The organism is Acidobacteriota bacterium (genome assembly GCA_033549365.1).
Taxonomy (GTDB): domain Bacteria; phylum Acidobacteriota; class Aminicenantia; order Aminicenantales; family Saccharicenantaceae; genus JAWSUF01.
This window is the reverse complement of record JAWSUF010000011.1, coordinates 16,669-42,575: the sequence shown is the minus strand read 5'-3', so window position 1 is coordinate 42,575 and position 25,907 is coordinate 16,669. Positions and strand designations below refer to the sequence as shown.

The window sequence follows — 25,907 nt, the reverse complement described above, 5'->3', positions numbered from 1 at the left end:
GACAAAGGACGCCGCGATGATCAAGATCGAAACATCGAGTTTTATCCCGATCTATGAACAGATCAAGACGGAGATCCGGAGCCGCATCGCCACGGGATCCCTGAAGCCCGACGATCCTCTGCCCTCGATCCGGGACCTGGCCTCCGAACTGATCATAAACCCCAACACCGTGGCCCGGGCCTACCGGGATCTCGAGCAGGACGGGCTGATCACCGGGCGCCGGGGCAAGGGCAGCTTCGTTGCTCCGGGGTCATCCTCCCGGGCCGGAAAAGAACGCGATAGCCTCCTGGGCCGGATTTTGGCCGGAGCGGTGGATCAAGCCGTCCGGTTCGGTTTCGATCGCGACGAGATCCGAAAGGCATTTGAAGACCGCATGAAGGCCCTCAACCCGCCTGTCTGAGGAGAGAGAGAATGAGCGAGATTCTGCGCCTGGAACATGTCACGAAGAGCTTCGGCCGCCGCCGGATCCTGAAGGATATCGGCCTGAGCCTCGAAAGCGGCAAAGTCTACGGCCTCCTGGGGAACAACGGCGAAGGGAAAACGACGATGATCCGCATCATCACGGGCGTCATTCCCGCCGAAGGAGGCCGCCTGTTTTTCAGGGGCGCCCCGATCCCCTTCGGCGCCGCCTCCCACAAGACCGAGATCGGCTATGTTCCCGAAGACTCCTTCATCTACGGCTGGATGAAGGTCGGAGAGTTCATGGACTTCAACGCCGCGTTCTATCCCGGCTGGGACGCCGGGCGGGCCGCCGATTGCCTGAAACGTTTTTCCCTGGATGTCAAAGCCCGGGTGGCCTCTCTATCCCGCGGCTTGAAGCTCAAGCTTCATCTGGCCGCGGCGCTTGCGGCCCGGCCCGCGCTTCTCATCCTCGACGACGCCACCTCCGGCATCGACGTCCCGACGCGCCGCGACTTCCTGAAGGACATCATCGGGGAACTGGCGGACTCGGAGACAACGGTGTTTTTCTCCACCCACATGGTCCATGAGCTCGAGCGCATCGTCGAGCATCTCTTCATTCTTCACGGCGGCGAAATCGTCCTGAACGAGGATTACGAACGGATCAAAGATGCCGTGAAACGCGTCGTTCTGAGATTCGACGGGGACGCGTCGGAAAAGACGGACATCGTTTATCCCTGGACCGGCGAGAAAAGGCAGAGGCTGGAACAGTTGTCACCCGCCCGGCTGGAGGTCGAACCGCTGAGCCTTGAGGAAATCTTTGAAAGCTTCGTCAAAAAACGGCAAGAGAGGACGCCATGCTGAAAACCATCGTCATCAAAGAGTGGAAGGAGCGGCTGCCGCTTGTCGTCTTTTCCCTGGCGGCGCTTCTCGCTTTCGTCGTCCTGTTCTTCGTCCTATCCGGAAACCGGGAGGCCGTCGACATCCTGGCCGGCGCCGCAACACTGGCTTTCCTTCCCGTCCTCGGCCTGCTTCTGGGGGCGGGAGCATTCCAGTCTGAGTTCAAGGACGGCGCCTGGGCCTATCTCTTTTCCCGGCCGATCTCAAAGAGCCGCATCTGGCTGGCCAAGTATGCCGCCCAGCTCGGAATTCTCCTGGCCGTTATGGGAAGCTTCACCCTCATCATCAAAGTCGTTCCCGGAATTCAAGCCGTTTTTTCCGACTTGAACTGGATCCTGTCTTTCGGCCATAACATCTCCATTTTCGAGCTGGGATGTCTCGGCGCCATCGTTCTTTTCAATGCGGCCTTTTCCTTGTCCATCCTCTCGGATAAACAGCCTTCGACGATTGTCTGGACTCTTCTGCTTTGGGCGTTTCTAATTTTCGGCGGCGCGCAGGCGGTCTTATCGCCCCTGTTGATCTGGACGCTTATTTACCTGAATGTTCTTTCCTGGTCTCTGTTCGTCCTGGCGCTGTTTTCCCTGAGCCTGGCTCTGGCCTCGATCCTGACTTTCAGCCGAACGGATTTCTCCCAGCCCGGAAAGAAAGCGCGGTATTTCATGAAACGGGCCGCGGTCTTTCTCGCAACCTCCTTCGTGTCCTGTGTGTTGCTTGCACCGGTTTTCTCGCCGGCGAAAGCTCCCCATTTCTATAACATGAGAATCGCGGCAGACGCCGCTTATTTCCGAACGGCAAAAGGAATATTCCGGTATGACTTGGCGAGCTCCCGTCTGCGACGAATCCTCAAGACCCCGCTGATTTGGCATTCTATTTCCGTAGGCGATGGAAAAATCATTTTCATCAAAAACGTTCCGAAGAGACGAAATCGCATGTCGGAGGAGCTATGGATCATGGACACCTCCGGACGGAATGCCGGGCGCCTGGCGGACACGTCGACCGAAGAGGGTCCATTCTCGAACCTCTACATCCGGCAGGCTGTGATCTCTCCGGACGGCAGAAAAATCGCGCTCTTAACCCGGGATATTCAGGGCAGAGAAAGGCTTCACGGGATGGATGGGGAAGGCAGGGAAACCCGAAGCCTGACTTTGGGGATGCCCGAAATTCCCCATTTCAGCATGATAGTCGGCTTTTCTGCATCGGCGAGGTATCTTGTCATATACAGCCGTTTCGCAAAGAAAAATGAGGCCTCCGGGACCGACATCTTGAGAATCGACCTGGAAAGGGATGCCGACGGAAAAGACGTTGAAATCCTGGCCAGGAACATCCATAAAGCTCCTATGGTCGAAGCTTTTCAACACGATCTGATCGCATACGCCTCTATCGATCAAGACAGAAATCAAGAAAGCCTGATCCTCCATGATATCGTGTCAAATGAGGCGCAAGAGGTCCTGGCCGACGATTCCATCGGCCTGTTCGGTTTCAACGAAGCCCGGGATAAGCTGGCTGTGTGGACGGGACCGCCGGGACACAGAAAGTTAAACATCTATTCGCTGACCGAAGACAGGATTACGGCGCAGCGGGATGGAACGCGTTATAAAACCGGCTGGCCCCTGTGGATGTCGGACAACCTCGTCCTGCTATCGGCCGATTCCGGCACGGGAAGAAAATCCCTCGTCCTCCTTGACGAAAGCCTCGAAGAAATCAAGACCATCGCTCTTCCCTGGGAATCAGGCGAACTCGTTAATTTACATTGCGCCGGAAAAACGGTTTTCGCCTGGGAATTCGACAAAACCGGACTCTGGACCCTCGATCTGGAGTCCATGAAGTGGCGCCGGATTCATTAGTCTGTGCTTGATTCAAGTTGACCGGACTCTCCTGTCCGGTATATATTGGAAAAGAGCCGCGTTGAGCGGCGTCCCATTGGGAGGTGATCATGTCCGTATCCCGTCCGAAAAACGCCCCGTTTTTTTCATTGACGGTTCTCACTTTTATCCTGGCGGCCGGACTCCTGCTCGGTCCCGCCTGTTCCCCAAAGTCCGACGGTTGGAAAGGCCGGATCGTGGAAGAAGACGGCATCGTCGTCGTCAAGAACCCGAACGCACCCCTCTACGGCCCGGAAGTCCTTTCTCTGGAGGAGGACCTGACAATCGGAGGCGAGAGCAGCGGCGATATCGCGTTTGCGACGATCTCCTCGATCACGGTCGCCGGGGACGGGACGATTTTCGTCCTGGACGGAAAGGACAAGAACATCAAGGCCTTCGACCGGGACGGGGGAAGGATCGGGACATTCGGCAGGCCCGGCCAGGGTCCCGGGGAACTGGAGATGCCGAGAACGATTTATTCCACCGAACGGGACGAACTGGCCGTCGTCGACATGAGCCCGAAGCTCGTTTTTTTCGAAAGCAGCGGGGAATATATACGCACCCTATCCGCATCTTCCCTGATGCTCATGGATGCCCGGCCGGACTCCGAGGGGAACTTATTTGTCTTTCTCATCATCTATGAAGAAACCGACGGTCGCTACGAACTACGGAAAGTCGACGGCGAATTCAAGGACATCCTGGTCTACGAATCCTCCCCCACACAGAATTCGGCCCGCGATGGTTTTGACCCCATCTTTCCGATCCTCCGCTGGGATCTGCTTTCCGGAGATCGCCTCGTCTGCGCCCATGCGGTGAAGTTCGAGTTCAGGATCTATGACGCGGACGGCCGCCTCGCGCGCAAGATCCAGATGAATCCGGAGCCGGTCCCGGTCGCCAAGGAGGACATCGACGAACGGACCCAAGGCGCTCCGCCCGGTATTCTGGAGAACATGAAAATCCCCCGGCATTATCCGTCATTCCGGTATTTCGTGACCGACGACGAAGACAGGATCTGGGTCTTGAGCTGGGAGCGCCCGCCGGGCCGCAAGGGATACTATTACGATGTTTTCGACCCGGAGGGCCGGTATATCGTCCGGACCGTCCTGCCCGTGATCCAGCCGCTCATTCGCAAGGGCCGTCTCTACGCGGCCGAGGAGGATGAGGCCGGCTATCCCCTTCTCAAACGGTATGAAATCAGATGGGACTATAACAGAGAGCTTCATCCAGGCCGCTCTGGTTTTTAAAGAGCCTGGGTTTCAACGTCCGCACCGGCGCCCGCTGAATCCGAGTCCTATTCGGCCGGTATTTCCTTGATGCCGAGGTAATAGGCCGCGTTGGCGTGGGGATCGATTTTGGGCGTGATGCGGCCCGGAAGCGCGCTCAACACAGTGGTGACTCCCGGCCCGTGCCCGGCATAGTCGCTCCAGCCGTGGATGCAGACGCCGATCGTCACGGCATCCTTGTAGCGTCCCGCGCCGAAGGAATTGTAGTGATCGCGGATGGCCACGACATCTCCGAGTTTGAGCTTTTTCAATCCATAGCGCTCGACGGTTTCGGGACAGGTCGTCTGGATATCGTAATCCAGGGTCTCGACAAACGAGCTTCCGAGTCCCGAGCCCATGATGTGACCCGGGATTTCCATGACCACGGGAACGACAAGCTGATCGTTTTCGATCCGAATGCCCATCTTTTCCAGAAGTTCGGGCGAGATCTTGTTGACCCGCACGTCATCGAATCCGTCGATTTTCAAGCCCACGCTGCGGGCCTTGACCTGAATTTTGTCATTGAGCGCGAGATTGTCCTTGGCCTCGGCCGGTAACCAGACCAGGTCGTGAGAACCGGCGTGCCGGCCGATATAATACCCCCGCGCTCCCTTGGCGTCGCCGGAAATGACTTCGGCCTCATTGCCGATTCCGGCCAGGATGGCGATCGCGCAGTCCGAGGGCCGGGCGGCGTCCCGGCCCTGGACGGTGACGTCGGGCTCGACATGATCGGCGCTCGCCCACCCGTAGGCGGGATCGCCGAAGGACACCGTGTAGTTGATGGAGGCCATGCCGATGCCGATTTTCGGCGTGCCGTCATAGGTCACGCCGTAATCGCGGCCGCCGGGCGGCTGAACAACGGCCTGGACGGCGGTCGTGATCAGGCTGTTTTTATTGGTTTTCAAAACGCCTTTCGCGGCAACCGGAGCCGGGGGCGGGTTTTTCATCTTGATCCCCAGGTATTTGCCGATATTGGCCGAGGGATCGAGTCTTGCGGTCAGTTTTTTCGTTCGCGAGGACAGAATCGGCGTGACGGCGATGCCCACGCCGGACATGTCCGAGGGCCCGCTGCAGATGATCCCGATCGTCGACCCGCCCTCGAAATAGCCCTTTCCATAGTCGGTCTGAACATCCTTGAGAAGAACAAGGTCGCCGAATCGAAGATCCTTCAGTCCGTACTTTTCGACGTCCGGCGGATAGCACGTCTGAATATGCCAGTGGCCGTAAATGCTGGAACCGCCGGCGCCCTGGCCCGCGATCTCGGCCGGAATCTCCTTCACGACGGGAACTTCGATACGGCCGTCCGCCGTTTCGGTCGCGAGCTTTTCCAGGACATCGGGCGTCAGGCCATGGATGAAGATCTCTTCGTACCCGTCGATCTTCAAGCCGATGCCGACGGCCTTGGCCTGAACGAGATCGCCGACAGCCAGCTTGTCGAGAACCGCGTCCTCAAAGTGAACCAGCGCAAACCCGCCGTACTTGGCCGCGACCACGCCCTTTTCGCCCCGGGCCGATCCCGAGAGAAGTTTGACTTCGGTGCCTACGGAAATATGAGGAATCCAGGCGCCGCGGCCCCGGTCATCCCCGGCGCCTTCGACGGCGACGCCCATGGTCGCGCGATCAGCGCTCGCCCAGCCGAAGATCGGATCGCCGATTTTCAGATTGTAATTGATGCCGCCCGTCCCGATCAGCATCTTGGGCGTGCCGTCCCAGGTCACGGCGTAGGACCGCGACGGCTGGGCCGGAGCGATCTGGCCCTGAACGGCGACGGTCAGCAACGCGGCCTTGTTGGTGGCAACCGGCTTCCGCCCGGGAAGATCGGAGGCGGAAACGGCGACAGTCAGAACGACAGCCAAGTTCAATGTCAGGGCGGATACCCGAAAAGCGGCCGGAATTCTTCGTCTCATGATTGAGGACTCCTTTTTAGCAGTAAACATCTTCGTCATTATAACGGCAGGAGTCGAGACCGGCAAGCCGGGAATTGGAATTGAATAAAAGCAGAGAGCATGATATAAAAGATTTTTCAGATTTGAGGACTCCCACATGTTCAATAAGCTTCTGAAAAAGCAACGTCGGCAATCGCCGGGAGACAACAACCTCCATCCCCTGGATCAACTCTCGGACAATGAGTTCCTGGATTATATCTACAAGCGTTTTCTTGGACGGGAGCCCGACCCCGTCGGGCGTGAAAACCAACTCAAGTTCCTTCGGGAGGGAAATTCCCGTGCCGCTCTCGTCGTAAACATCACCGAAGCTCCGGAGTTCATCTTCAAGATCGTCAAGGACAATATTCATAACTATATCAAGCTTATTCCCATCAAGGACGAGCGGCCGGAGAACTACATCATTCTCGCGGATCTTTCCGGGAGGGAAAAAAGTTCGTTTTTCATCGCAGAGAGCCCCGGCGACTTCGATTGGCTCGAGCGAAAGATCCTTTCCAACGGTTATTACGAACGACCCGGCGTTTGGAGCTTTCTTATCGACGAGGACAAACGCATGATGGCCGACATCACAGCCGAGTTCGAACCCTCATCCGTTCTCGATTTCGGTTGCGCCAACGGTGCCGTCCTCAAATGTCTCAAGGACAGGGGGATCGACGGGGACGGCGTGGAGATCAGCGTGATCAGTCTGGACAAGGCCTTTCCTGAAATCAGCAGTCGCATCCGTCTCGGAGACATCCGCCACCTCACCTTTTCGCACAGCTATGATGTCATTCTCGGTCTGGATATTTTCGAACATCTCAACCCCAACTCTCTTTTGAGTTATATTAGGAGATTGTATGAACTTCTGAACGACGGGGGTTTTCTCTACGCCAACATCCCCGCCTTCGGAAAAGACTCCGTTTTCGGAGAGATCTTCCGGATCGATTATGAATCCTGGGCCGAGGATGCCGAGAAAAAAAGGCTCTTCCGGGCCGTACCCGTCGATGGATACGGATACCCGAAAAACGGCCATCTTATCGGGGCCACCACGGATTGGTGGGTTGACCGATTCGCCGAGGCGGGTTTCCGACGGGAAACCGATATCGAATCCGCACTCCACCGCAAATTCGATGAGGCCATGGAGAAGATCTCTCCGGCGCGAAGAGCCTATTATGTTTTTTCAAAAAATGCAGAGTTCGGAAAGATCCGATCTATTCTTGATCGCATCGCTTCTTCCGAATAAGCCGGGCGCCTTTCTCAATTCCTTTAATTCGGCCTTTCCGGCTTCCTGACGTCGCTGCGGTCGCCTTCATCGGCGGAGTTGAAAACCTCGTCTTTTTTCGCATAGAATGAGCCCATGATCGGCACACGCCGAAACTCCACATCGACGGCCCCGAGGCTTCTTTGCCTTCCGGGCGAAACCCACGAAATTTCTTTAGGAGACACCCTCATGAAAAAAAACCGCACATCGGTGCCTGAAAGCCCCGGCGGGCTGTCCCGGCGAAAATTTCTCGGCGGCGCAGCCGCAGCGGCCGCGGTCCTGGCCGCAAACCCTCTGGGCGCAACAGGATTTTTCGGCAGTCCGTCCGGAAGCGGGCCCGGCGGAGGGTTCAAACTGAAATACGCCCCGCCGTTCGGCATGTTCGCGGAACACGCAGGAAAAAATCCTGTGGACCAGCTCAAGTTCATGGCCGATCAGGGTTTCCGGGCCTTTTTCGACAACGGCCTGATGAACCGCCCGGCCGCCGACCAGGAAGCGATTTCCGGGGAAGCTCGCCGCCTCGGTCTCGACGCCGGTCCCTTCGTCGCCTACGCCGACTTCGGCAAAACGTCCTTCGTCACCCGGGATCCCGAAATCCGGGAGATGCTCGTCGGAAGGATCCGGACGGCCGTTGAAACATCCAAAAGAACGGGCGTCAAACAGACCCTCGTCGTCCCCGGACGGATCGACGAAAGGCTCGAATGGGATTACCAGACGGCCAACGTCGTCGAAAACCTCCGCTTTCTGGCCGACATCTGCGAATCCGAAGGACTCGTCATGGTCATCGAACCTCTCAATCCCAAGGACCACCCCGGGCTGTTCCTGACGAAGATTCCCCAGGCCTTCCAGATCTGCCGGGCCGTCTCCAGCCCCGCCTGCAAGATCGTCAACGACCTCTACCACCAGCAGATCACCGAGGGCGATCTCATTCGGAACATCGACCGGGCCTGGGACGAGATCGCGGCCTTCCATGTGGGCGACAACCCAGGCCGCAGGGAGCCCGGGACCGGCGAAATCAATTACCGGAACATCTTCAAGCACCTCCATGCCAAGGGGACGGACCCGGTGATCTGCATGGAACACGGCAAAAGCCTTCCCGGAAAAGACGGCGAAACGGCCGTCATCGCGGCCTACCGCGCCTGCGACGACTTCGCGTGAAAAACGCGGCATCTTCAGTGAAAGGACGACCGATGAGCGACACGACAAACGGCCGGAGCGGAAACTCCGGACTGACCCGAAGGGATTTTCTCAAGACATCGGCGGCGGTCTCTCTGGCCGCGGCCATACCGGGCGGCCTGGGCCTGCACGCCGGGGGCTCGGACACGATCCGGATCGGGATCATCGGCTGCGGCGGCCGCGGAACGGGCGCAGCCATCGACGCCGTCAACTCCTCGCCCGGAGTCGAGATCCTGGCCCTGCACGATCTCTTTCCGGACCGCATCGAACGGAGTCTCACCCGGCTCCATGAGCGGGTTCCGGACGCGGTCAAGGTCAAGCCGGAGACCTGTTTCACCGGATTCGACGGATATCGCAAACTGCTCGCGCTCAAGGACATCAACTATATCGTCACGGCCGCCCCGCCCGGCTTTCGACCCGCGCATTTCCAGGCGATCGTCGAGGCCGGCAAAAACGTCTTCATGGAAAAGCCCGTGGCCGTGGATCCCATCGGCGTCCGATCCGTGATCGCAAGCTCGGAACTTGCGGCTCAAAAAGGCCTGGCCGTCGTGGCGGGAACCCAGCGCCGTCATCAGCAGAGCTATCGGGAGCTCATGAAACGCATTCGCGACGGGGCCATCGGCGAGATCGTCGGCGGCCAGTGCTACTGGAACCAGGGCGAGCTCTGGGTCGTCAAACAGACCCCCGAAATGAGCGACATGGAATGGCAGTGCCGGAACTGGCTCTACTTCAGCTGGACCTCGGGCGACCACATCGTCGAGCAGCACATCCACAACATCGATGTCATCAACTGGGCGATCGGCGCTCTGCCGGTCCGGGTCATGGGAATGGGCGGACGCGAAGTCCGGACGGCCCCCGAATACGGCAACATCTACGATCACTTCGCCGTCGAGTTCGAGTATCCGAACGGCGTCCGGGTCATGAGCATGTGCCGCCAGACCCCCGGCTGTGCCGACCGCATCGAGGAGCGGATTGTGGGAACCAGTGGCCACGCCTTCGGCTATGGCCAAATCTCCGGCCCGAACGCCTGGAAATTCGAGGGCGAAGAGATCAATCCCTTCGTTCAGGAGCATGCCGACCTCATTGCGAGCATCCGATTCGGAAAACCCCTCAACGAAGGACGCCAGGTCGCCGAAAGCACTCTCTGCGCAATTCTCGGACGCATGAGCGCCTACACGGGACGGGCCATATCCTGGGATTGGGCGATGAACGCCTCCAAGCTCGATCTGGTCCCGCCCAAACTCGAGTTTGGACCGAACCCGGTCGATCCTGTCGCAATACCCGGCGTCACTCCTCTCATCTAGCCGGCCGGAGGTTACTATGAAGCGTCGCAAATTTTTAAAAACGGCCGCGCTGGCCGCGGCCGGGGCGGCCGGATTTCCGGCCATCGTTCCCGCCTCGGCCCTGGGCAAGGACGGGGCGGTCGCGCCCTCGAACCGCATCGTCATGGCCGGCATCGGTTTCGGCATGCAGGGCCCGGGCAACATGCGCAGCTTCCTCGAGAAGAACGAAGTCCAGTGGGTCGCCGTCTGCGACATCGACAAGGAACCCCTGGCCATGGCCAAGAGGATCGTCGACAGCATGTACGGCAGCACATCCTGCGCGACCTACCACGACTTTCGCGACCTCTACGCCCGAGACGACCTCGACGCCGTGTCCATCGCCGTGCCCGACCACTGGCACGCCATCCTGTCGATCGCCGCGCTCCGGGCCGGACTCGACGTCTTCGGCGAGAAGCCCCTGACCCACAGTCTCCGCGAGGGGCAGGCTCTCTGTGCGGCCGTCAAACGCTACGGCCGGGTCTGGCAGACGGGGTCCTGGCAGAGATCAGTGGAAAATTTCCACCAGGCTTGCGAGCTTGTCCGCAACGGCCGCCTCGGCCGCATCATGAGAATCGAAGTCGGGCTGCCCTCGGGCCACTATGATTTCGCCGGGACCTTCGGAGAAGAGGATCTCGTGCCGCCTCCTCCCAATCTGGATTACGATTTCTGGGTCGGCCCCGCCCCCTGGCAGCCTTACTGCAAGGCCCGTGTCCACATGAACTGGCGCTGGAACATGGATTTCGGCGGCGGCCAGCTCATGGACTGGGTCGGCCACCACGTCGACATCGCCCACTGGGGCATGGGCTGGGACGACACCGGCCCCGTCTCCGTCGAAGGCACGGCCGAATTCCCGACATCGGGCATTTACAACAGCCCGACCCGCTATCGCGTGGAAGCCGTCTATGCCGACGGAACGCCCATGATCATCGCCGGCGGACACCCGGACATCTGGAGCGGAACGAAATGGATCGGAGAGCGGGGTTGGATCTGGGTCGACCGGGGGGAATTCGAGTGCGAACCGGCCGGGTTGAAAAGAGAGACCGTCGGTCCGGAGGAAATCCGCCTGGAGAAGAGCCGGGATCACGCCGGGAATTTCCTGGACGGCATTCGCAGCCGGCGCCCGACGATCACGCCCTGCACGGCGGCCCACCGGTCGGCCAGTGTCGGCCATCTGGCCGTTGCAGCCATCGCCGCCGGCCGGAAAATCCGCTGGGACCCGGCTTCGGAAACCCTTATCGGAGACCCCGGGGTCGAGCGGCTTCTGGCCCGCGCCTACCGGAAACCCTGGCAGCTCCCGGCTTAGGGAAAGGATGCGGAGAACAATGAACACAAAACGATTCATCCTTATCGCCGTCCTGATTCTCTTCATCGTTTTCCCGGCCGCGGGATACGCGGACCCGAATACGGAAGACCTCTCCGCAATCCTCCGCGATCTCGCCGTCCACGACTGGGCCGAAGGCGAGGGCGCGCCGCTCCGGCTGCAGGCCTATATCGCTTCACGCCTGGACGATTCCGCGGCTTTGGCCGAGATCGAGTCTTCCCTGGTTGCTTTTCTTCAGGGCGAAGCCACATCGTCCGGCAAAGCGGCCGTCTGCCGAAACCTGCGACTGATCGGGTCTTCCGACTCGGTTCCCGTTTTATCCTCGATGCTCGTTCGCTCCGAGACATCGGACATGGCGCGTTACGCTCTGGAAATCATTCCCGGAGAGGAGGCGGAGAGGGCTCTTCTTTCGGCGCTGGAGACGGTCGAAGGCGAGATGATAATCGGGGTTGTGTCCTCACTGGGCGGCCGCGGTTCCTCAGCCGCCGTCCCCGCATTATCGCGAATCGCCTCGGCCCCGGATTCCGGGCCGGCGGCCCGCGCCGCCGTTGAAGCTCTGGGCACGATAGGAGGAACCGAAGCCGAGGCCGTGCTCCTGGACATTCTGGAAAACGGAGCGGAAACCTTGAAAACCGCTGCAGCCGCAGGCCTCCTGACCTGCGCCGATCGCCGTCTGAAAGAAGAGCGTCCGATCGAAGCCGCATCGATCTATGAAACCGTGCTGTCAACCGAAATCTCTCCCTCCATCCGCAGCGCCGCCTTCCGGGGTAAGATCGCCGCCGCCGGAAAAGATGCGCCCAAGATCATCCTGGATGCCTTCGCATCTTCGAACCCTGATCTTCAGATCGATGCGGCGTCGCTCGTTTCATCGGTTTTCGATGCCTCATCCATCGGCTCCGTCCTTCCCTATCTCGAAAGGCTTCCCGAGGCGGGACGAATTCCTTTGGTCGCCGCGCTTTCCGATTTTTCGACTCCAGAAGTTCTCGTCGCGGTCCGTCGCGCTGCCGGGGACACATCCCTCGACGTCCGCATCGCGGCTCTCCGCACCCTTGAGTCCGTCGGCGATGCCTCGGCCGTCACCTTCCTGGCCGAAAGAGCGGCCGCGACCCGGGGCGCCGAACAGACCGCCGCCCGGGAAAGCCTGTGGAGGATCCGGGGCGCCGGCGCCGAAGAGGCCGTCTATTCGCTTCTCGAAAAAACCCGGGACGACAAAGTCCTCGGCGAACTCATCCTGGCTGCGGGAGAGCGCCGGCTTACCGGCGTGAAGGACAGTCTCATGCGGCATGCCGCGACAGCCTCTCCAACCGTTCGTCTGCAGGCGGCTCGGGCCTTGAAAGCCCTCGCCTCGCCGGCGGACATGGACGATCTTATCGATCTCATGCTTTTCAATGACGATTCCCTCACCCGCGAGGAGCTCTTGTCGACGGTCTCGATCGTTTCCCTGGCCATACCACGGCCCGGCATGAGGTCCGCTCCGGTCCGGACTCTCCTCGAAAAAGAAACCGATAGCGAGCGGATCGCCATGCTCCTCCGCCTTCTCGGGCGGATCGGCGATGACGCCTCGCTGCCCATCGTCCGCGGGTTCCTGGACGATCCCGACAACACGGCGGCCGAGGCTGCGGCGCGGACCTTGATCGACTGGCCGACGGCGACCGCCCGGGACGATGTTCTGGATATCGTCCGATCCTCCCCGAACCTCACGCTTCGCGTTCTCGCCATGAGGGCTTTCGTGCGCATGATCGGCCTCGAACGCCACCGGGCGCCGAAAGGCGTCGCCGCCGACCTGGCGGAAGCCCTCTCTCTCTGCGAACGACCGGAGGAAAAACGGCTCGTTCTGGGCGCCCTGCCGGGATTCCCCTCGCCCGAAGCTCTGGCTCTCGCGGCCTCTCAGATCGGAGACGCATCGATTCGGGACGAGGCTCTGGCCGCCGTCGATCGGATCCGCGAACGCCTGAAAACTCCATGACGTCATGACCTTCGAAATCGGGCTCACGTTCGGGATTCTCCTCGTTGCCATTGTGCTCTTTGTCTCCGAGGTGTTGCGGCCGGATCTTACGGCACTCCTTGTTCTTGTCGGCCTGACGGTTTCCGGACTGGTGACGCCGGTTGAGGCGATCTCGGGATTTTCCAACCCGGCGGTCGTCACGATTTGGGCCGTCTTCATCCTTTCGGCCGGGCTGAGCCGCACCGGGGTCGCCGCCGTTCTGGGCGCCCAGATTCTGCGTCTTGCCGGAAAAACGGAAAGCCGCCTGGTCACGGTTCTCATGAGCAGCACCGCCCTTCTTTCGGGTTTCATGAACAACATCGGAGTCGCAGCCATGTTCCTCCCCGTGACACTCGACATCGCACGGAGGACACAACGGGCCGTTTCGCGCCTGCTTCTTCCCATGGCTTATGGTTCTCTCCTGGGAGGAATGCTGGTTTTGATCGGCACGGCCTCGAACCTTGTCGTCAGCGACTTTCTGCGGGAAGCCGGCCTTCCCACTTTGGGCTTGTTCGATTTCACTCCGATCGGCCTCGCCATTTTGATTGTTTCCATCCTCTATATGAAGCTGATCGGACGGCGGCTTTTACCCGAGCAACAGGTTCATCGGTCTGTTTCGGACAGCGGACCTGCATTCCTGGACCAACGGAAACTCTATGGTCTCGAAGAACGCCTGGCCATGCTCATTCTTCCGAAAGACAGCGCCCTGGCCGGGAAAACCCTGGCCGAAAGCCGCATCAGCCGGGCTCTGGGCTTGAATATTTTGAGCATCGAGCGCGGCTTCGGAGAAAAGCTCGGCCCCGACGCCGATCTTGTCCTGGAGGGCGGCGACCGCCTGCTGGCACTCGGCCGCTTGGACCAACTCGACCAATTGGCCGAACGGCCCGTCTTCACGGTCAGAACCGATGTCCCCGCCGTCAAGGGTCTTCTATCGGAAAATATCGGCCTCGCCGAGTTCACCGTCGGCGAATCTTCAGCTTTGGCCGGCCGGACCCTGGCTCAAACCGGTTTCCGCCGGAAATCCGGGGTGAATGTCCTGGCCGTCCGCCGCGGCGATATCGTCCGCCGGACCAAACTGCAGGACATGCCCCTCGCATCGGGCGACCGCCTGCTGGTCGAAGGCGCCGTCGAAAACCTGAACGCTCTTTCGGACCAGCCGGGATTCCGGGAGTTGGGCATCGAAGAGGCCGGAGAATATCATCTCGAAGACCGCCTTCTTTTTCTCGATATTCCCGAAGGCTCCGCACTCGCCGGAAAAACGCTCGCTGAAGCCAGACTGGGAGACGCTTACGGCATCTCGGTTCTGAACATCATCCGCGGCGGCGAGGAAAGGCCGCTTCCCGACCCCGACACAGGCCTCGAATCCGGGGACCGGCTCATCGTTTCCGGACATCCGACCGACATCGAGGTTCTGAGCGGCCTCCAATCCCTGAAAATCCTGCGGGATATCCGCGTTGATCTGGCGGAACTCGAAACCGGCCCGCAGGCCATCATCGAGGTCATGCTCTCGCCCTACACGACGGTTGCCGGAAAAACCCTGCGGGATCTGCGGTTCCGTGAAAAATTCGGCATTTCGATCCTGGCCGTCTGGCGGGGGGATCGATCCTACCGGACGGGATTGGCCGACTTTCCTCTCCAATACGGCGACGCGCTGTTGTGCTACGGCCCGATCGAGCGTTTTGAAATTTTGGCCCGCGAGCGGGATTTCGTCGTTCTCCGCCTGGACGTCCAGGAAAAACCGCGGATCAGGAAGGCGCCTCTCGCCTCCCTGATCATGCTGTCCGTCATCGCCACCGTCATTTTCAATTGGCTGCCCATCTCCATCGCCGCCATTGCCGGAGCCGCCTTTATGGTCTTGACCCGATGTCTGACGATGGACGAGGCCTATCGGGCCATTGAATGGAAAGCCGTTTTCCTGATCGCGGCGATGCTTCCCATGGGATTCGCCATGCAGCAGACCGGCGCCGCGGAGCTGTTGGCCGGGGGAGTCGTCTCAGCATCGGGACCTTATGGCCCGACGGCCGTCATGGCGGGACTCATGGCCCTGACCTTGATCATCAATCAGTTCATTCCCAGCGCCGTCAACGCGGTCGTCATGACCCCGATCGCTCTAGCCACCGCCTTCAGCCTGGAAGTCTCCCCTTATCCCTTTATTATGGCGATCGCCTATGCCGTGGCATCGAGCTTCATGACGCCCGTCTCCCACCCGGCCAACGTCCTGGTCATGAGCCCCGGCGGTTACCGCTTCAGCGATTACATGAAAAACGGCCTGCCCATCTCTCTGATCGTCCTCGTCGTAAGCATCCTGCTTCTGCCGGTCGTTTTTCCGTTCTGAACACGCAGTCCGCACGGCCGCTCTTCAAGTGATATCTTGTCCGGAATCATTGCCGCTCAAATCGGCAGCCCTGAGTTTCTGAAAAGATTGAAAAATGCGTCAATGTTTCATATGATGACCGGAGCCGGAATCAAAAACCCTGGGAGGAGGAGTCATGATTGAAGGACAGGACACCCTCAATCAAGCGCCGCGGCTTCGTTACGGCATGGTCGGCGGAGGCCCGGGCGCCTTTATCGGCGACGTCCACCGCAAGGCGATCGCCATGGACGGAAAAGCCGAACTTGCCTCCGGTTGTTTTTCCCAGGATTTTGAAAAAACCCGAACACTCGGCGAAAGCCTCGGTTTGCCGAAGGACCGTCTTTACCCCGATTTCCAGGTCATGCTGGAAACCGAGGCGTCCCGGGACGACCGCCCGGACTTCATCGTCATCGTGACGCCCAACAGCTCCCACCACCCCATCGCCCGCCTGGCCCTCGAAAAAGGCTTCCCCGTCGTCTGTGACAAGCCCCTGGCGACAAGCCTCCGCGACGCCGAAGAGCTGGCCCGCCTGTCCGGGGAGAAAAAGCTTCTGTTTTGCGTCGCCTACGCCTACGCCTGCTATCCCATGGTCAAGAATATCCGGGACATGATCGCCCGCGGCGAAATCGGCGAAATCCGTTTCGTGAATGCCGAATATCCGCAGGAATGGCTGGCGACCCCCCTCGAAAAAACGGGCCAGAAACAATCTCTGTGGCGCACCGACCCGGCCCTGGCCGGGATCTCCAACTGCGTCGGGGACATCGGAAGCCACATCGAAAACATGGTGGCCGCCATGACCGGCCTCAAGATCCGCAGGCTCTGCGCCCGCCTCGACCGGTTCGGCGAAGACCGGGTCCTCGATGACAACGCCACGATCCTCATCGACTATGAGGGCGGAGCCAAAGGCGTCTCCTGGAGCTCGCAGATCGCGATCGGCCACGACAACGGCTTCCGCGTCCGGATCTACGGCACGAAGGGATCCGTCGAATGGGTCCAGGAAGAGCCGAACCACGCTCGGGTGGCCTTTCTCGACCGTCCGGTCTCGCGCATCTCGCGGGGCCGCGATCCCATGTCGCCCCGGGCCCAGGCCCTGTCCCGCATCCCCTCGGGCCATCCCGAAGGCTATTTCGAGTGCTTCGCCAACATGTACGCGACCTACATCGGCGCGCTGGCCAAGATTAAAGCGGGGATGACGCCCGGCGCCGACGACCTCGACTTTCCCGACGTCCACGAAGGCGTACGCGGTGTCGCCACCATAGAAAAATGCGTCGAGAGCTCGTCCCGGGACGCCGCCTGGGTGGATTTCTGAAATCCTCCCGCCGCAGCATGATCGTCAGCGCCAGCCGGAGAACGGACATTCCGGCCTTTTACGGCCGATGGTTTCTGAACAGGCTTCGCGCCGGACATGTCCTGGTCGCGAATCCGAGGCGCCGCTTAGAGGTGCGCCGGGTCGATCTGGATCCCGCCTCCATCGACGGCATCGTGTTCTGGACGAAAAACCCGGAAGATTTTCTCAGCCGACTCCCCGGTCTCGACGCCTTTGAAATCCCTTATGACTTTCTGTTCACCATTACGGGATATGGCCCGTCCATCGAGCCGAACCTTCCTCCGAAGAGAGCCGTCATCGAAACCTTCAAAAGATTATCCGACCGCCTGGGGCCGGAACGTGTGATCTGGCGCTACGATCCGATATTCCTCACACCTGCAATCGGCGGCGACGAGCATCTGCGGCGTTTCGAATCTCTCGCAAGGAATCTCGAGGGATACACAACGCACGTCATCATCGCTTTTCTCACCCTTTACAGGAAAAGCCGGCGCCATATGGAATCGCTCAAAGTTTCACTTCCGGAACCGGATGATGCCCGGCGTCTGCTTCTCAAGTTGAAGCGGATGGCGGCTTTCCGGGGTATGACGCTCGGCACGTGCGCCGTCTCCTCCGAATGTCATCCCGAAGGAACGGCGCGCGGCGCCTGCATCGATGCCCGGCGGTTCGAACGGATGATAGGCCGCTCCATCCCGATGTCCAAGGATCCCGGGCAGAGGAAGGAATGTCTGTGCGTCCGGAGCGTCGACATCGGCGCCTACGACACCTGCGCCCATACCTGCCTGTATTGCTACGCCAATGCCTCGCCCGCGACCGCTCTTCGGAATCGGGAGCTTCACGACCCGGACGGGCCGATTCTCTTGCCGTTTTCCGGTCCCGGCGGAACGTCGTCGCGGGCGTAAGCCAACCCGACTTGCTGCAGCACAGCCCGGAATTCTTCCTGCGGCAAATCGCTTTTAATCTCGGCCTCGACCGGCTTTCCCATATAGAGCTTACCGTTGATCTCGTCGACGGCGGCCGTGATCCGGACGTAAACCGCGGCCGGCGCCCGGTCCACGACGATCGTGATCCGGTCGTCCCGAACGACCACGGCCCTGACATTGGAAATGCGGGCGATTTTTTTGGTGAAGGCCGCAATCAGCCGTTTTTTCCGGTTCCGGATAAATCGATAGAGAAAAAGGGTCAGGATGGCCGGACCGATCAAGGCGCCCCAATTGAAGCGCGCCAGCACCAGAATGACCGTCAAGAGAACGGCCCCGGCCAGAACCGCCGCGCCTTTGGCCCCGAAGGGAAAAGAAGCCCGGAATCGCTCGGTCCAGTCCCGGAATCGTTCGGCGGCCGTAAGACCGGGAACCGTTCCGGATTCGAGATTCTGCTTGAGACGCCGGAGGTCCGCCGCCAGGCTTCGGGCATCGGGATAGCGGTCGTCCGGATTCTTGCGCAGGCATCGCGTGACGATGCGGTGAAGTTCCGGCGCCAGGCTCCGGCGGATGAGCGTTACGGGCCGCGGTTCCTCGTAAGCGACGGCATGCATGGTGTCGATGGGCGTTTCACCCTTGAACGGAAGCTCCGAGGTCACCATTTCATAGAGAACGACGCCGAGGGAAAAGATGTCGCTTCGCCGGTCGAGGTCTTTTCCCCGGGCCTGTTCGGGACTCATGTAGTTGATCGTTCCCATCACCGTCCCCGGCATGGTGAGGGCCGGATTTAGAGTCAGGGTTTGGGACGGCTGCCCGGGCGCCGCGGATTCACCGGGAACGGGCTCCATCAGTTTGGCCAGTCCGAAGTCCAGGATCTTGGCATGGCCGTCCGGAGTCACCATGATGTTGTCCGGCTTGATGTCGCGGTGAAGAATGCCGGCGTCGTGGGCCTTGGCCAGCCCCTCGGCGACCTGGATGGCGATTTCGATGGAGCCGAGAAGATCGAGTTCGCCCTCGGCGACAAGACGGCCCACGGACCGGCCGTCGACGAACTCCATGGCAATAAACAGCGTCCCGTCGGCTTCATCAATATCGTAGACCTGGGCGATGGCCGGATGGCTGACGGCCGCCGCGGAACGGGCCTCAAACATGAATCTCTGCCGGCGCTGGGGGTTGGCCACGAGGGCCGGATCGGGGATTTTCAAGGCCACGGGCCGGTCGAGGCGAAGGTCGCGGGCTTTATAAACGACACCCATTCCGCCTTTGCCGAGCCTGTCCTCGACGCGGTAATGCTTCAGAGTCTCTCCGACCATGATCTCAATCCCCGATCATTTTATCATTCCCGTCATCTTTGGGGAATCTTTTTCACAAGCGTTCGATCCCGGCAGGGTTATCCATCAAGTGAGCAACCAGCTGCTTCAGGAACTTCTTGTGCCCGGAAGAAGACAATCGTGCGGCCAGAGTCCGCCAGACCGGCGCAACCATGGCCTCGGCTTCGCGGCGACAGGCGGCCAGCGCACCGGAGCGCCGGACGAGAGTTAATCCGCGCGCCCGGTCCGCCGGGTTTGACCGCCGGGTCCGTGAGGTCAGAATGTCGATCAATTCGTCCCGGGCGGATCCCCGCAGACATTCGAGCGCCCGCAAAATCGCATAGGTGATTTTCCCTTCGCCGAGATCCTTGCCGCACTCCCGACCGCTTTTCCCCGGGCGATCGAAATCCCGGACATCGTCGACGATCTGAAAGGCCGTGCCGAGAGCCCGGCCGAATTCAACGCAATCCCGGCGAACGGCCGGGACGGAGCCGGCGATGACCGCGCAGACCTCGGCCAGTCCGGCGATCGGCGCGGCGGTTTTCAGTTCATAAGTGCGGAGAATATTCACGTCCGCCGAACGTCCCGGCAGGGATTTGAGAGCCGCCTTTGTCAAAGGCGCCGGTCGGTCGAGGTCGCGGGCCTGCCCGAAGTGGGCGCGCACAAACTGCCGGACAAGGATTTGGTGGATTTCGAGTTTCCGCCGTGCGGTCAGACCCGATTGGCTCATGATGAGAAGCTGGGGCATGAAATACAGTACGTTCGCGGCGTTGATGGCCGGACCGTCTCCATAGCAGAGATGGACGCACGCGCCGCCCCGCCGCGCCGAAGAGCGGTCCTGGATGTCGTCGATGATGAGAGATCCCGTATGCGTCAACTCGCTGAGAACGGCAATCAGGCGTTCGAACGGGCCGGGATCGCGGCCCAGGGCCCCGAGCAGATGAATGCCGAAAATCGGTCTCCAGCGTTTTCCCCCCCGCTCGAGGAGCTTCCAGGCGGGCTCGGAAATCATCCGGGTATAAAGCGCCGGGTCGTCCTCTCCTTTTTGAGTCAGAAGAAAGGAGGCCACATCCTCATCCGTAAGGTTAGGCGGAAGGAATTCCCGAAGCTGCCGGTCGACCCTTTCGGCGGCGGACCGCCAAACCTCCGAAAACTCTTTCCGGGCCTTTGTTTTCATGACGGCGGTATGATATCGCCCGCTCCCCGGACCTGTCAATTCGGGATGCGTCGCAGGCTTCAGAAGCCCACGGCAACCAGGAAATCGAAACGGATCGTCCTTTCCTCGGGCCGGTAAATCGCCCGCACCCCCAGATCCAAGGGAGAAAAAATCCGGAAGAGGTGAAGAGTTCCGACAAGATCAAGCCCCAGGGCGTTCAGGGTTTCCCGGGTTTTCCGGACGGTGCCGTCCGGCATCGGCAGGTTGTTGCCGGCCCGGGCATGGTCGGCGAAAAGATTCAAATGGATGCGTTTCAGATAAATCACGGGCGGAAGACTCCAGTCCGGATGAAAGAGGGGAAACGCGTAGTCGGCCGAAACGGAGGCCAGGTTGTCGTCCTCCCTGGCCGTGACGCCCCGGGGATAATTCACCAGGTTCGGAAATGTATAGTTGATGGTGTCGGGGATCAACTCTCCCCGGACATGTTTCTGGTATGCCGCGGAAAGGCGAAGGCTGTGATGTTTTGCGAGGCCGGGAACGACAACAACCGCCCGGGCTGAGGCCACGGATCCCATATCGGTTTTCCCGAATGGGGTTTGGCGGTAATTCAGATCGAGGGCCTGGGCCCAGCGCGGCCGCAGGTCGCGGGCGGAGGAAAGGACCCGGTGGTAGGCCAGGATGCGGTATTCCAGGGTTTGGACGGCGTTGTCCCTGAAAAACGCCGGCGTGCCGTCCGCCGAGGCCGCTTGGATGACACCCCCTCGAATCGAGGGAGAAAGACCGTAGAAACAGGACCCGCGCCGGGTAGACAGGGGCAGACCGACCCCGAATTTCACCGCATTCTCCCGCCATACGAACGGCACGCGGTTGCCGAGACCGTCAAGATAATGGGATCGGCGCAATCCCGTTTCCGCGGTCAGATCAAGTGCCGGATACCATCCCAGCCATGAGGCGTCAAGGTAATATTTCCCGAGCCGTTCATTGGGATCGTAAGAGTATCCCCCGGCAAAAAAGGCCGTGCTCAGGATGTTCTGGGAAAAGATCGAAGCGCCGGGATTGCCCGCGAAGGTGTCGACATTGACGGCATACGGTCCCCAGCTGTGGATGTTGACGAGGTGGGCCGTCTTGGAGTAGGGGCGCACGTCGTGTTCGCGGCGGGGAACCTCGGCGACGGAGACAGGGCCTTCCTCCTGAGCGGCCAGGACGGCCGGAAGTCCCGGGGACAGGTCTTCGATCTCTTCGAGAAGCGGCCCGTCACCGGGTGAGACGGCGCCCCGAACGATGCGCGAGCCGCGCCCGGTGTATTCCGACCAGAAAAACTTCGTTCCGCCGGCGGCGATCCCGGCATCTACGGCTCCGAACCGCGAGGCGGCCAAGCCGCGGACCTCGGATGTCCGGAGATCGAGAAGATAAACGCCGTCCACTCCGGAAAAGGCGCCGTTGAAGACAATGCGATTGTTGTCGATGTGCCGCGGCCTGGAGATTTCGACATGTCCTGCATGAAACAGCGTCTCGAACGTTCCCGTTTCCCAATCGACCGAAACGATGCGAAGGCCGCTCCCGTCGAGGGCGACGGCCAGGATCGAAGCGTCGTCGCCGCGCCAGGACGGCGTCATGAGAAAGGCGCCGGCCGGAGAAGGAAAGCGCCGGCTCTCCCGTCCCGTCGCCGGATCAAAGGCGATCAGGGCATACTCGCTCTGTTCGGAAACCTCGACGGCGGCGATCCGCGTTCCGTCGGGCGAGACGGCAGGAGCGAAATAACGGCTCCTCTCGGTGACCCGTTTCGTCCGGCCGGTCCGGATGTCGTAGCTGTGGATTTCCGACCAGCTCCGGTGTTCCCAGCGGAGATCCCGGCGCGTCTCGCTCCAGACGATGAGCCGCCCATTGGTCGAAAATGTCCCGGCGTTGAAAGGTCCCGGCGTGAAAAGCCTTCTTTCCGATCCATCCGCCGCCAAAGCGACAACTCGGGGGATATCGTCCAGGGCCGTCTTCAGGGCCATGAGTTCACCGTTTTCCAGAAGGTTCGGGGATGTGTAATTCGTGTAGAGATTCCCGGCGGGGCTTACAGGGAGGGCCTCCGTAACGATTTGTCTTTCCGCCTGATCTTTCCAGACCTTTTCCAGACCGAGCAGAGTCCGCTGATAATACTGTTCCGCATTCGCGCCGGTTTGCCGTTTCAGCTCCGAGGACAGGGCGGCCGGATGCCAAGGCCGCAGGGCGACATTGTCGAGAACCTTGTCCCAGACGTCCCGGCCGTGAGCGACCCGGCCGGCGGCGACCAGTTGATAACCCAGCTCATAGACGTTCGGCACGTGGTTCTTGTAAGACCCGAAAACCGCCTTGTCGAATGAATAGACGCCGAGGTCAAGGATTTGGGCGCGCAGGCCCTGTTCGAAGGCCGGCTGCCGGCCGCGGCCGCCGCGGGTCAGGGCGGTTTCCATGACCACGGCATCGCCCTCCATCAGCCACAAGGGAACATGGAGGCCCAAAACGATACCGGCCGCCGATTCGCCCAGCAGGAGCGACAGGAGGCGCGTTATACCCTGGTTCATCTTGTCGATCTGGACGACATGACGGAATTCATGTATGGCCAGCATTTCCAGCCAGTCGTGGGACCCGAGGTCCTGCGGCGGAGTTGTGAACATTTCCAGCCGCGCCGGAGCCCAGCCGACAAAGCCGTTGGAAACAACCGTCCGATTGTGAAGAATCACGGACACTTTGCGGGGCCGATGGTTGAGGCTTTGAGAACCCCGCTCATAGACGAATTCGAGGACATCCGCGATTTCGGCGGCCTTGTCCGCATAATTTTCCGGAAAGATCACCTGGAAATTTTCGGTTTGGATCTGCTTCCAGCGGATGGAAGCCGGATCCTGCCCCCAGAAGGAGAACTGCCCGAAAGCGCGGGGGGCCGGAAGGGCGATCAGCGCCAGGGCGCAGGCCACTCTCAACAAACAACTCTTCATTTTTTCCATTATAGGGACGGCCGGAAGCCCGGTCAACGCAGCGAAAGTGACTTAACGTTTTTGACAGAGCGGGCAGAAGTGGGTGCTTCTCCCGGCGACGCGGATGCGGCGGATCGGCCGTCCGCAAACCGCGCAAGGCTCCCCTTCCCGGCCGTAGACCTTGTGTTGCGACTGGAAGCCTCCCGGACAGCCACCGGCATCCCGGTAGTCCCGAAGAGTGGAACCGTTCGCCGCAATCGCCAGATCGAGGATATGGCGCATGGATTGCCGGAGACGGTCGGCGTTCTTGTTTTTTATCTTCGAGGCCGGGGTTTCGGGATGGATCCCGGCATCGAAGAGAATTTCGTCGGCATAGATGTTTCCGATTCCGGCGATTGCAGCCTGGTCGAGAAGAACGGCCTTGATGCGCCCTTTCCTTCCGGCAAGGATCGCTGCGAATTCCTCGAGCCCGATTTCGAGAGGTTCGGGACCGAGTCCGGCCAGTTCCCCGCAACAGACGGCCGGATCGCCGTCGACAAGGATGCAGAAGCCGAATTTCCGGACGTCATGGAAACGCAGTTCGTCGGCGCCGTCCCGGAACCTCAGGATAAGGCGCGTATGCTTGTCGACAGGTTTCCCGCACTCGCAAAGATCCAGCCGGCCGGTCATCTTCAGATGAAAGACAAGCGTCCGTCCGCCTTCGCAGGCGATCAGGATCATCTTGCCGCGCCTTCGCACTTCCAGAATGCGGAGGCCGCGGAAGGCGGCCAGTCCGTCACTCGACTCTCTTCTCAGAAGAGGGGGAAAGAGAAGTTCGGTCTCGGCGATCGTCCGGCCGCGAATCCGGGGTTCGAGACTCCGGACGATCGTCTCGACTTCAGGAAGCTCAGGCATAAAGGTATTTTACCATGCCGGTCCGGCCTCGGAGCTGATCCGGCGGAAATGAACCCAGCGGGAATTCCAGATGCTGATGAATTAAAAGTCTCCAGGGAGTCACGACATGAATCGGGGCATTTGAAAAAGCCGGCCGGGTTTCATATGATCTGGGGATAGACATCGATGAAGGAGGCCGAAATGTCGAGACCCGTGACGCTCTTTACCGGACAATGGGCGGACCTGCCATTTGAGGAAATCTGCCGCAAAGCCGCCTCGTGGGGTTATGACGGACTGGAAATCGCCTGCTGGGGCGACCATATGGAACCGGCCCGGGCCGCCGCCGACCCCAAGTACGTCGCTGAGAAGAAGCGCATCCTGGCCCGCCACAATCTCGGCTGTTGGGCCCTCGGCGCCCACCTGGCCGGACAGTGCGTAGGCGACTCTTATGACGAACGCCTGGATGTCTTCGCCCCAGCCGCCGTTAAGGGCCGTCCCGAAGAGCTTCGTGCCTGGGCGATCGAGGAGATGAAGGCCACGGCCGAAGCCGCGGCGGCCATGGGCTGCCGAACCGTCAACGGCTTCATGGGCTCCCCCATCTGGAAGGCCTGGTACTCTTTCCCTCCGACGACACCGGAAATGATCGAGGCCGGATACCTGAAAATCCGCGAACTCTGGACGCCCATTTTCGACGCCTTTGACGCCCGAGGCGTCCGCTTCGCCCTCGAGGTCCATCCGACGGAAATCGCCTTCGATCTCTACACAACCCAAAAGCTTTTCGAAGTTTTCGAGCGTCGACCCGCGCTCGGCATCAACTTCGATCCCAGTCACCTTCTCTGGCAGGGCCTCGAACCTCATCTCTTCATCCGCGAATTCGCCGACCGCATCTACCACGTCCACATGAAGGACTGCGCCGTAACCCTGGACGGCAAAGCGGGGATTCTCGGTTCATTCCTGCCGTTCGGCGACCTGAGGCGGGGCTGGAACTTCCGCTCGCCGGGACGCGGCGACGTCGATTTCGAGGAGATCATCCGCGAATTGAACGCCGCAGGCTACGACGGCCCGCTCTCGGTCGAATGGGAGGATAACAACATGGACCGGGAACACGGCGCCCGGGAAGCCCTGGAGTTCGTCCGCGACATGAATTTCGCCCCGGCAGCCGGGTCTTTCGACCGGGACATGAAAACTTGACTTCCCGGCAGGGAAAATTATATTTTTGAACATCGGGAAACGGATGCTCTAAGGACAAAAGGACGATGGAAGATATCAAACGAAAAGAGATTCGGCTTACGGCCGTCGTCGATATCAATTACATCCACAAAGGCTATCAAATGACCGGCCGCATCGAGGACCTGTCTTCCGGCGGTTTCTTCATCGATACGATCCATCCCTTGTCCGAGCATTCCGCCATCACCTTCCAGTTTATGCTCCCCGGAGACACATCCGGGACGCCCATCTCCGGAGAAGGCGAGGTCGCCTGGACGCTCAAGATGCAGGGCATGGGCATCCGCATCACCAAAATGTCCGACGACGACCGCAAGCGTCTGGAGGATTTCGTCTCCCGTTCCTGACGAGCCGTTGAAAAAGACCGCCGGGTTTCATAAGATAATGCACGGTGTC

The 25,907-nt window shown here is 60.3% G+C and carries 19 protein-coding genes; 14 read left to right on the top strand and 5 right to left on the bottom strand.

The genetic code is table 11. The annotated features are described in order from the left end of the window. The first annotated feature begins 16 nt into the window (after window positions 1-16). The 4 genes from SCM96_12950 (at window position 17) to SCM96_12935 (ending at window position 4,405) form a co-directional block, all read left to right on the top strand. Window positions 17-400: a GntR family transcriptional regulator gene (locus tag SCM96_12950; GenBank protein MDW7761526.1), complete on the top strand. Its 384-nt coding sequence runs from the start codon at window positions 17-19 to the stop codon at window positions 398-400. Window positions 401-411: 11 nt separating this feature from the next. Continuing rightward, window positions 412-1,263, top strand: a complete 852-nt coding sequence (locus tag SCM96_12945; GenBank protein MDW7761525.1) for an ABC transporter ATP-binding protein — start codon at window positions 412-414, stop codon at window positions 1,261-1,263. Beyond that, entirely contained in the window at window positions 1,257-3,143 is a 1,887-nt protein-coding gene (locus tag SCM96_12940; GenBank protein MDW7761524.1) for an ABC transporter permease, read from the top strand. The genes SCM96_12945 and SCM96_12940 overlap by 7 nt, the downstream gene beginning before the upstream one ends. 89 nt (window positions 3,144-3,232) lie before the next feature. Further along, window positions 3,233-4,405, top strand: a complete 1,173-nt coding sequence (locus SCM96_12935; GenBank protein ID MDW7761523.1) for a 6-bladed beta-propeller — start codon at window positions 3,233-3,235, stop codon at window positions 4,403-4,405. Window positions 4,406-4,452: 47 nt separating this feature from the next. Here the strand turns inward: SCM96_12935 and SCM96_12930 are convergent, their stop codons facing one another. Beyond that, the gene (locus SCM96_12930) at window positions 4,453-6,330 is read right to left on the bottom strand and encodes a DUF4438 domain-containing protein (GenBank protein ID MDW7761522.1); all 1,878 of its coding nucleotides are present in this window, start codon (window positions 6,328-6,330) and stop codon (window positions 4,453-4,455) included. Window positions 6,331-6,466: 136 nt separating this feature from the next. Between SCM96_12930 and SCM96_12925 the strand changes: the two genes are divergently transcribed. The 8 genes from SCM96_12925 to SCM96_12890 all read left to right on the top strand — a co-directional run bounded on the left by SCM96_12925 (window position 6,467) and on the right by SCM96_12890 (window position 17,988). Next, on the top strand, window positions 6,467-7,588 hold the full coding sequence (locus SCM96_12925) for a methyltransferase domain-containing protein (GenBank protein ID MDW7761521.1): 1,122 nt from the start codon (window positions 6,467-6,469) through the stop codon (window positions 7,586-7,588). 207 nt (window positions 7,589-7,795) lie between these two features. Then, window positions 7,796-8,764 carry a TIM barrel protein gene (locus SCM96_12920; GenBank protein MDW7761520.1) on the top strand — a complete coding sequence of 323 codons (969 nt, stop codon included), beginning with the start codon at window positions 7,796-7,798 and terminating at the stop codon, window positions 8,762-8,764. 32 nt (window positions 8,765-8,796) lie between these two features. Beyond that, entirely contained in the window at window positions 8,797-10,086 is a 1,290-nt protein-coding gene (locus SCM96_12915) for a Gfo/Idh/MocA family oxidoreductase (protein MDW7761519.1), read from the top strand. Window positions 10,087-10,102: 16 nt separating this feature from the next. Beyond that, window positions 10,103-11,407, top strand: coding sequence for a Gfo/Idh/MocA family oxidoreductase (locus SCM96_12910; protein ID MDW7761518.1), 1,305 nt, complete (start codon window positions 10,103-10,105; stop codon window positions 11,405-11,407). 19 nt (window positions 11,408-11,426) lie between these two features. Beyond that, window positions 11,427-13,391, top strand: coding sequence for a hypothetical protein (locus SCM96_12905; protein ID MDW7761517.1), 1,965 nt, complete (start codon window positions 11,427-11,429; stop codon window positions 13,389-13,391). Between the two features lie 4 nt (window positions 13,392-13,395). After that, the gene (locus tag SCM96_12900; protein ID MDW7761516.1) at window positions 13,396-15,744 is read left to right on the top strand and encodes an SLC13 family permease; all 2,349 of its coding nucleotides are present in this window, start codon (window positions 13,396-13,398) and stop codon (window positions 15,742-15,744) included. A 154-nt stretch (window positions 15,745-15,898) separates the two neighbouring features. Further along, entirely contained in the window at window positions 15,899-17,071 is a 1,173-nt protein-coding gene (locus SCM96_12895) for a Gfo/Idh/MocA family oxidoreductase (protein ID MDW7761515.1), read from the top strand. Beyond that, window positions 17,026-17,988, top strand: coding sequence for a DUF1848 domain-containing protein (locus SCM96_12890; GenBank protein ID MDW7761514.1), 963 nt, complete (start codon window positions 17,026-17,028; stop codon window positions 17,986-17,988). Before SCM96_12895 ends, SCM96_12890 begins: the two co-directional genes overlap by 46 nt. Here SCM96_12890 and SCM96_12885 read toward each other — a convergent pair. Genes SCM96_12885 through mutM form a run of 4 tightly spaced genes read right to left on the bottom strand, consistent with a single transcriptional unit; the run spans window position 17,922 to window position 24,308 of the window. Then, window positions 17,922-19,319: a serine/threonine-protein kinase gene (locus SCM96_12885; protein ID MDW7761513.1), complete on the bottom strand. Its 1,398-nt coding sequence runs from the start codon at window positions 19,317-19,319 to the stop codon at window positions 17,922-17,924. The two genes, SCM96_12890 and SCM96_12885, sit on opposite strands and share 67 nt — an antisense overlap. 52 nt (window positions 19,320-19,371) lie before the next feature. Next, window positions 19,372-20,493 carry a polyprenyl synthetase family protein gene (locus SCM96_12880; GenBank protein MDW7761512.1) on the bottom strand — a complete coding sequence of 374 codons (1,122 nt, stop codon included), beginning with the start codon at window positions 20,491-20,493 and terminating at the stop codon, window positions 19,372-19,374. 59 nt (window positions 20,494-20,552) lie between these two features. Further along, window positions 20,553-23,435, bottom strand: coding sequence for a hypothetical protein (locus SCM96_12875; GenBank protein MDW7761511.1), 2,883 nt, complete (start codon window positions 23,433-23,435; stop codon window positions 20,553-20,555). A gap of 51 nt (window positions 23,436-23,486) precedes the next feature. After that, entirely contained in the window at window positions 23,487-24,308 is an 822-nt protein-coding gene (mutM, locus tag SCM96_12870) for a bifunctional DNA-formamidopyrimidine glycosylase/DNA-(apurinic or apyrimidinic site) lyase (GenBank protein ID MDW7761510.1), read from the bottom strand. 180 nt (window positions 24,309-24,488) lie between these two features. On the opposite strand from mutM, the gene SCM96_12865 reads away from it, so the two are divergent. After that, window positions 24,489-25,478, top strand: coding sequence for a sugar phosphate isomerase/epimerase (locus SCM96_12865; GenBank protein ID MDW7761509.1), 990 nt, complete (start codon window positions 24,489-24,491; stop codon window positions 25,476-25,478). A 65-nt stretch (window positions 25,479-25,543) separates the two neighbouring features. Then, entirely contained in the window at window positions 25,544-25,858 is a 315-nt protein-coding gene (locus tag SCM96_12860; protein MDW7761508.1) for a PilZ domain-containing protein, read from the top strand. Window positions 25,859-25,907 lie beyond the last annotated feature (49 nt).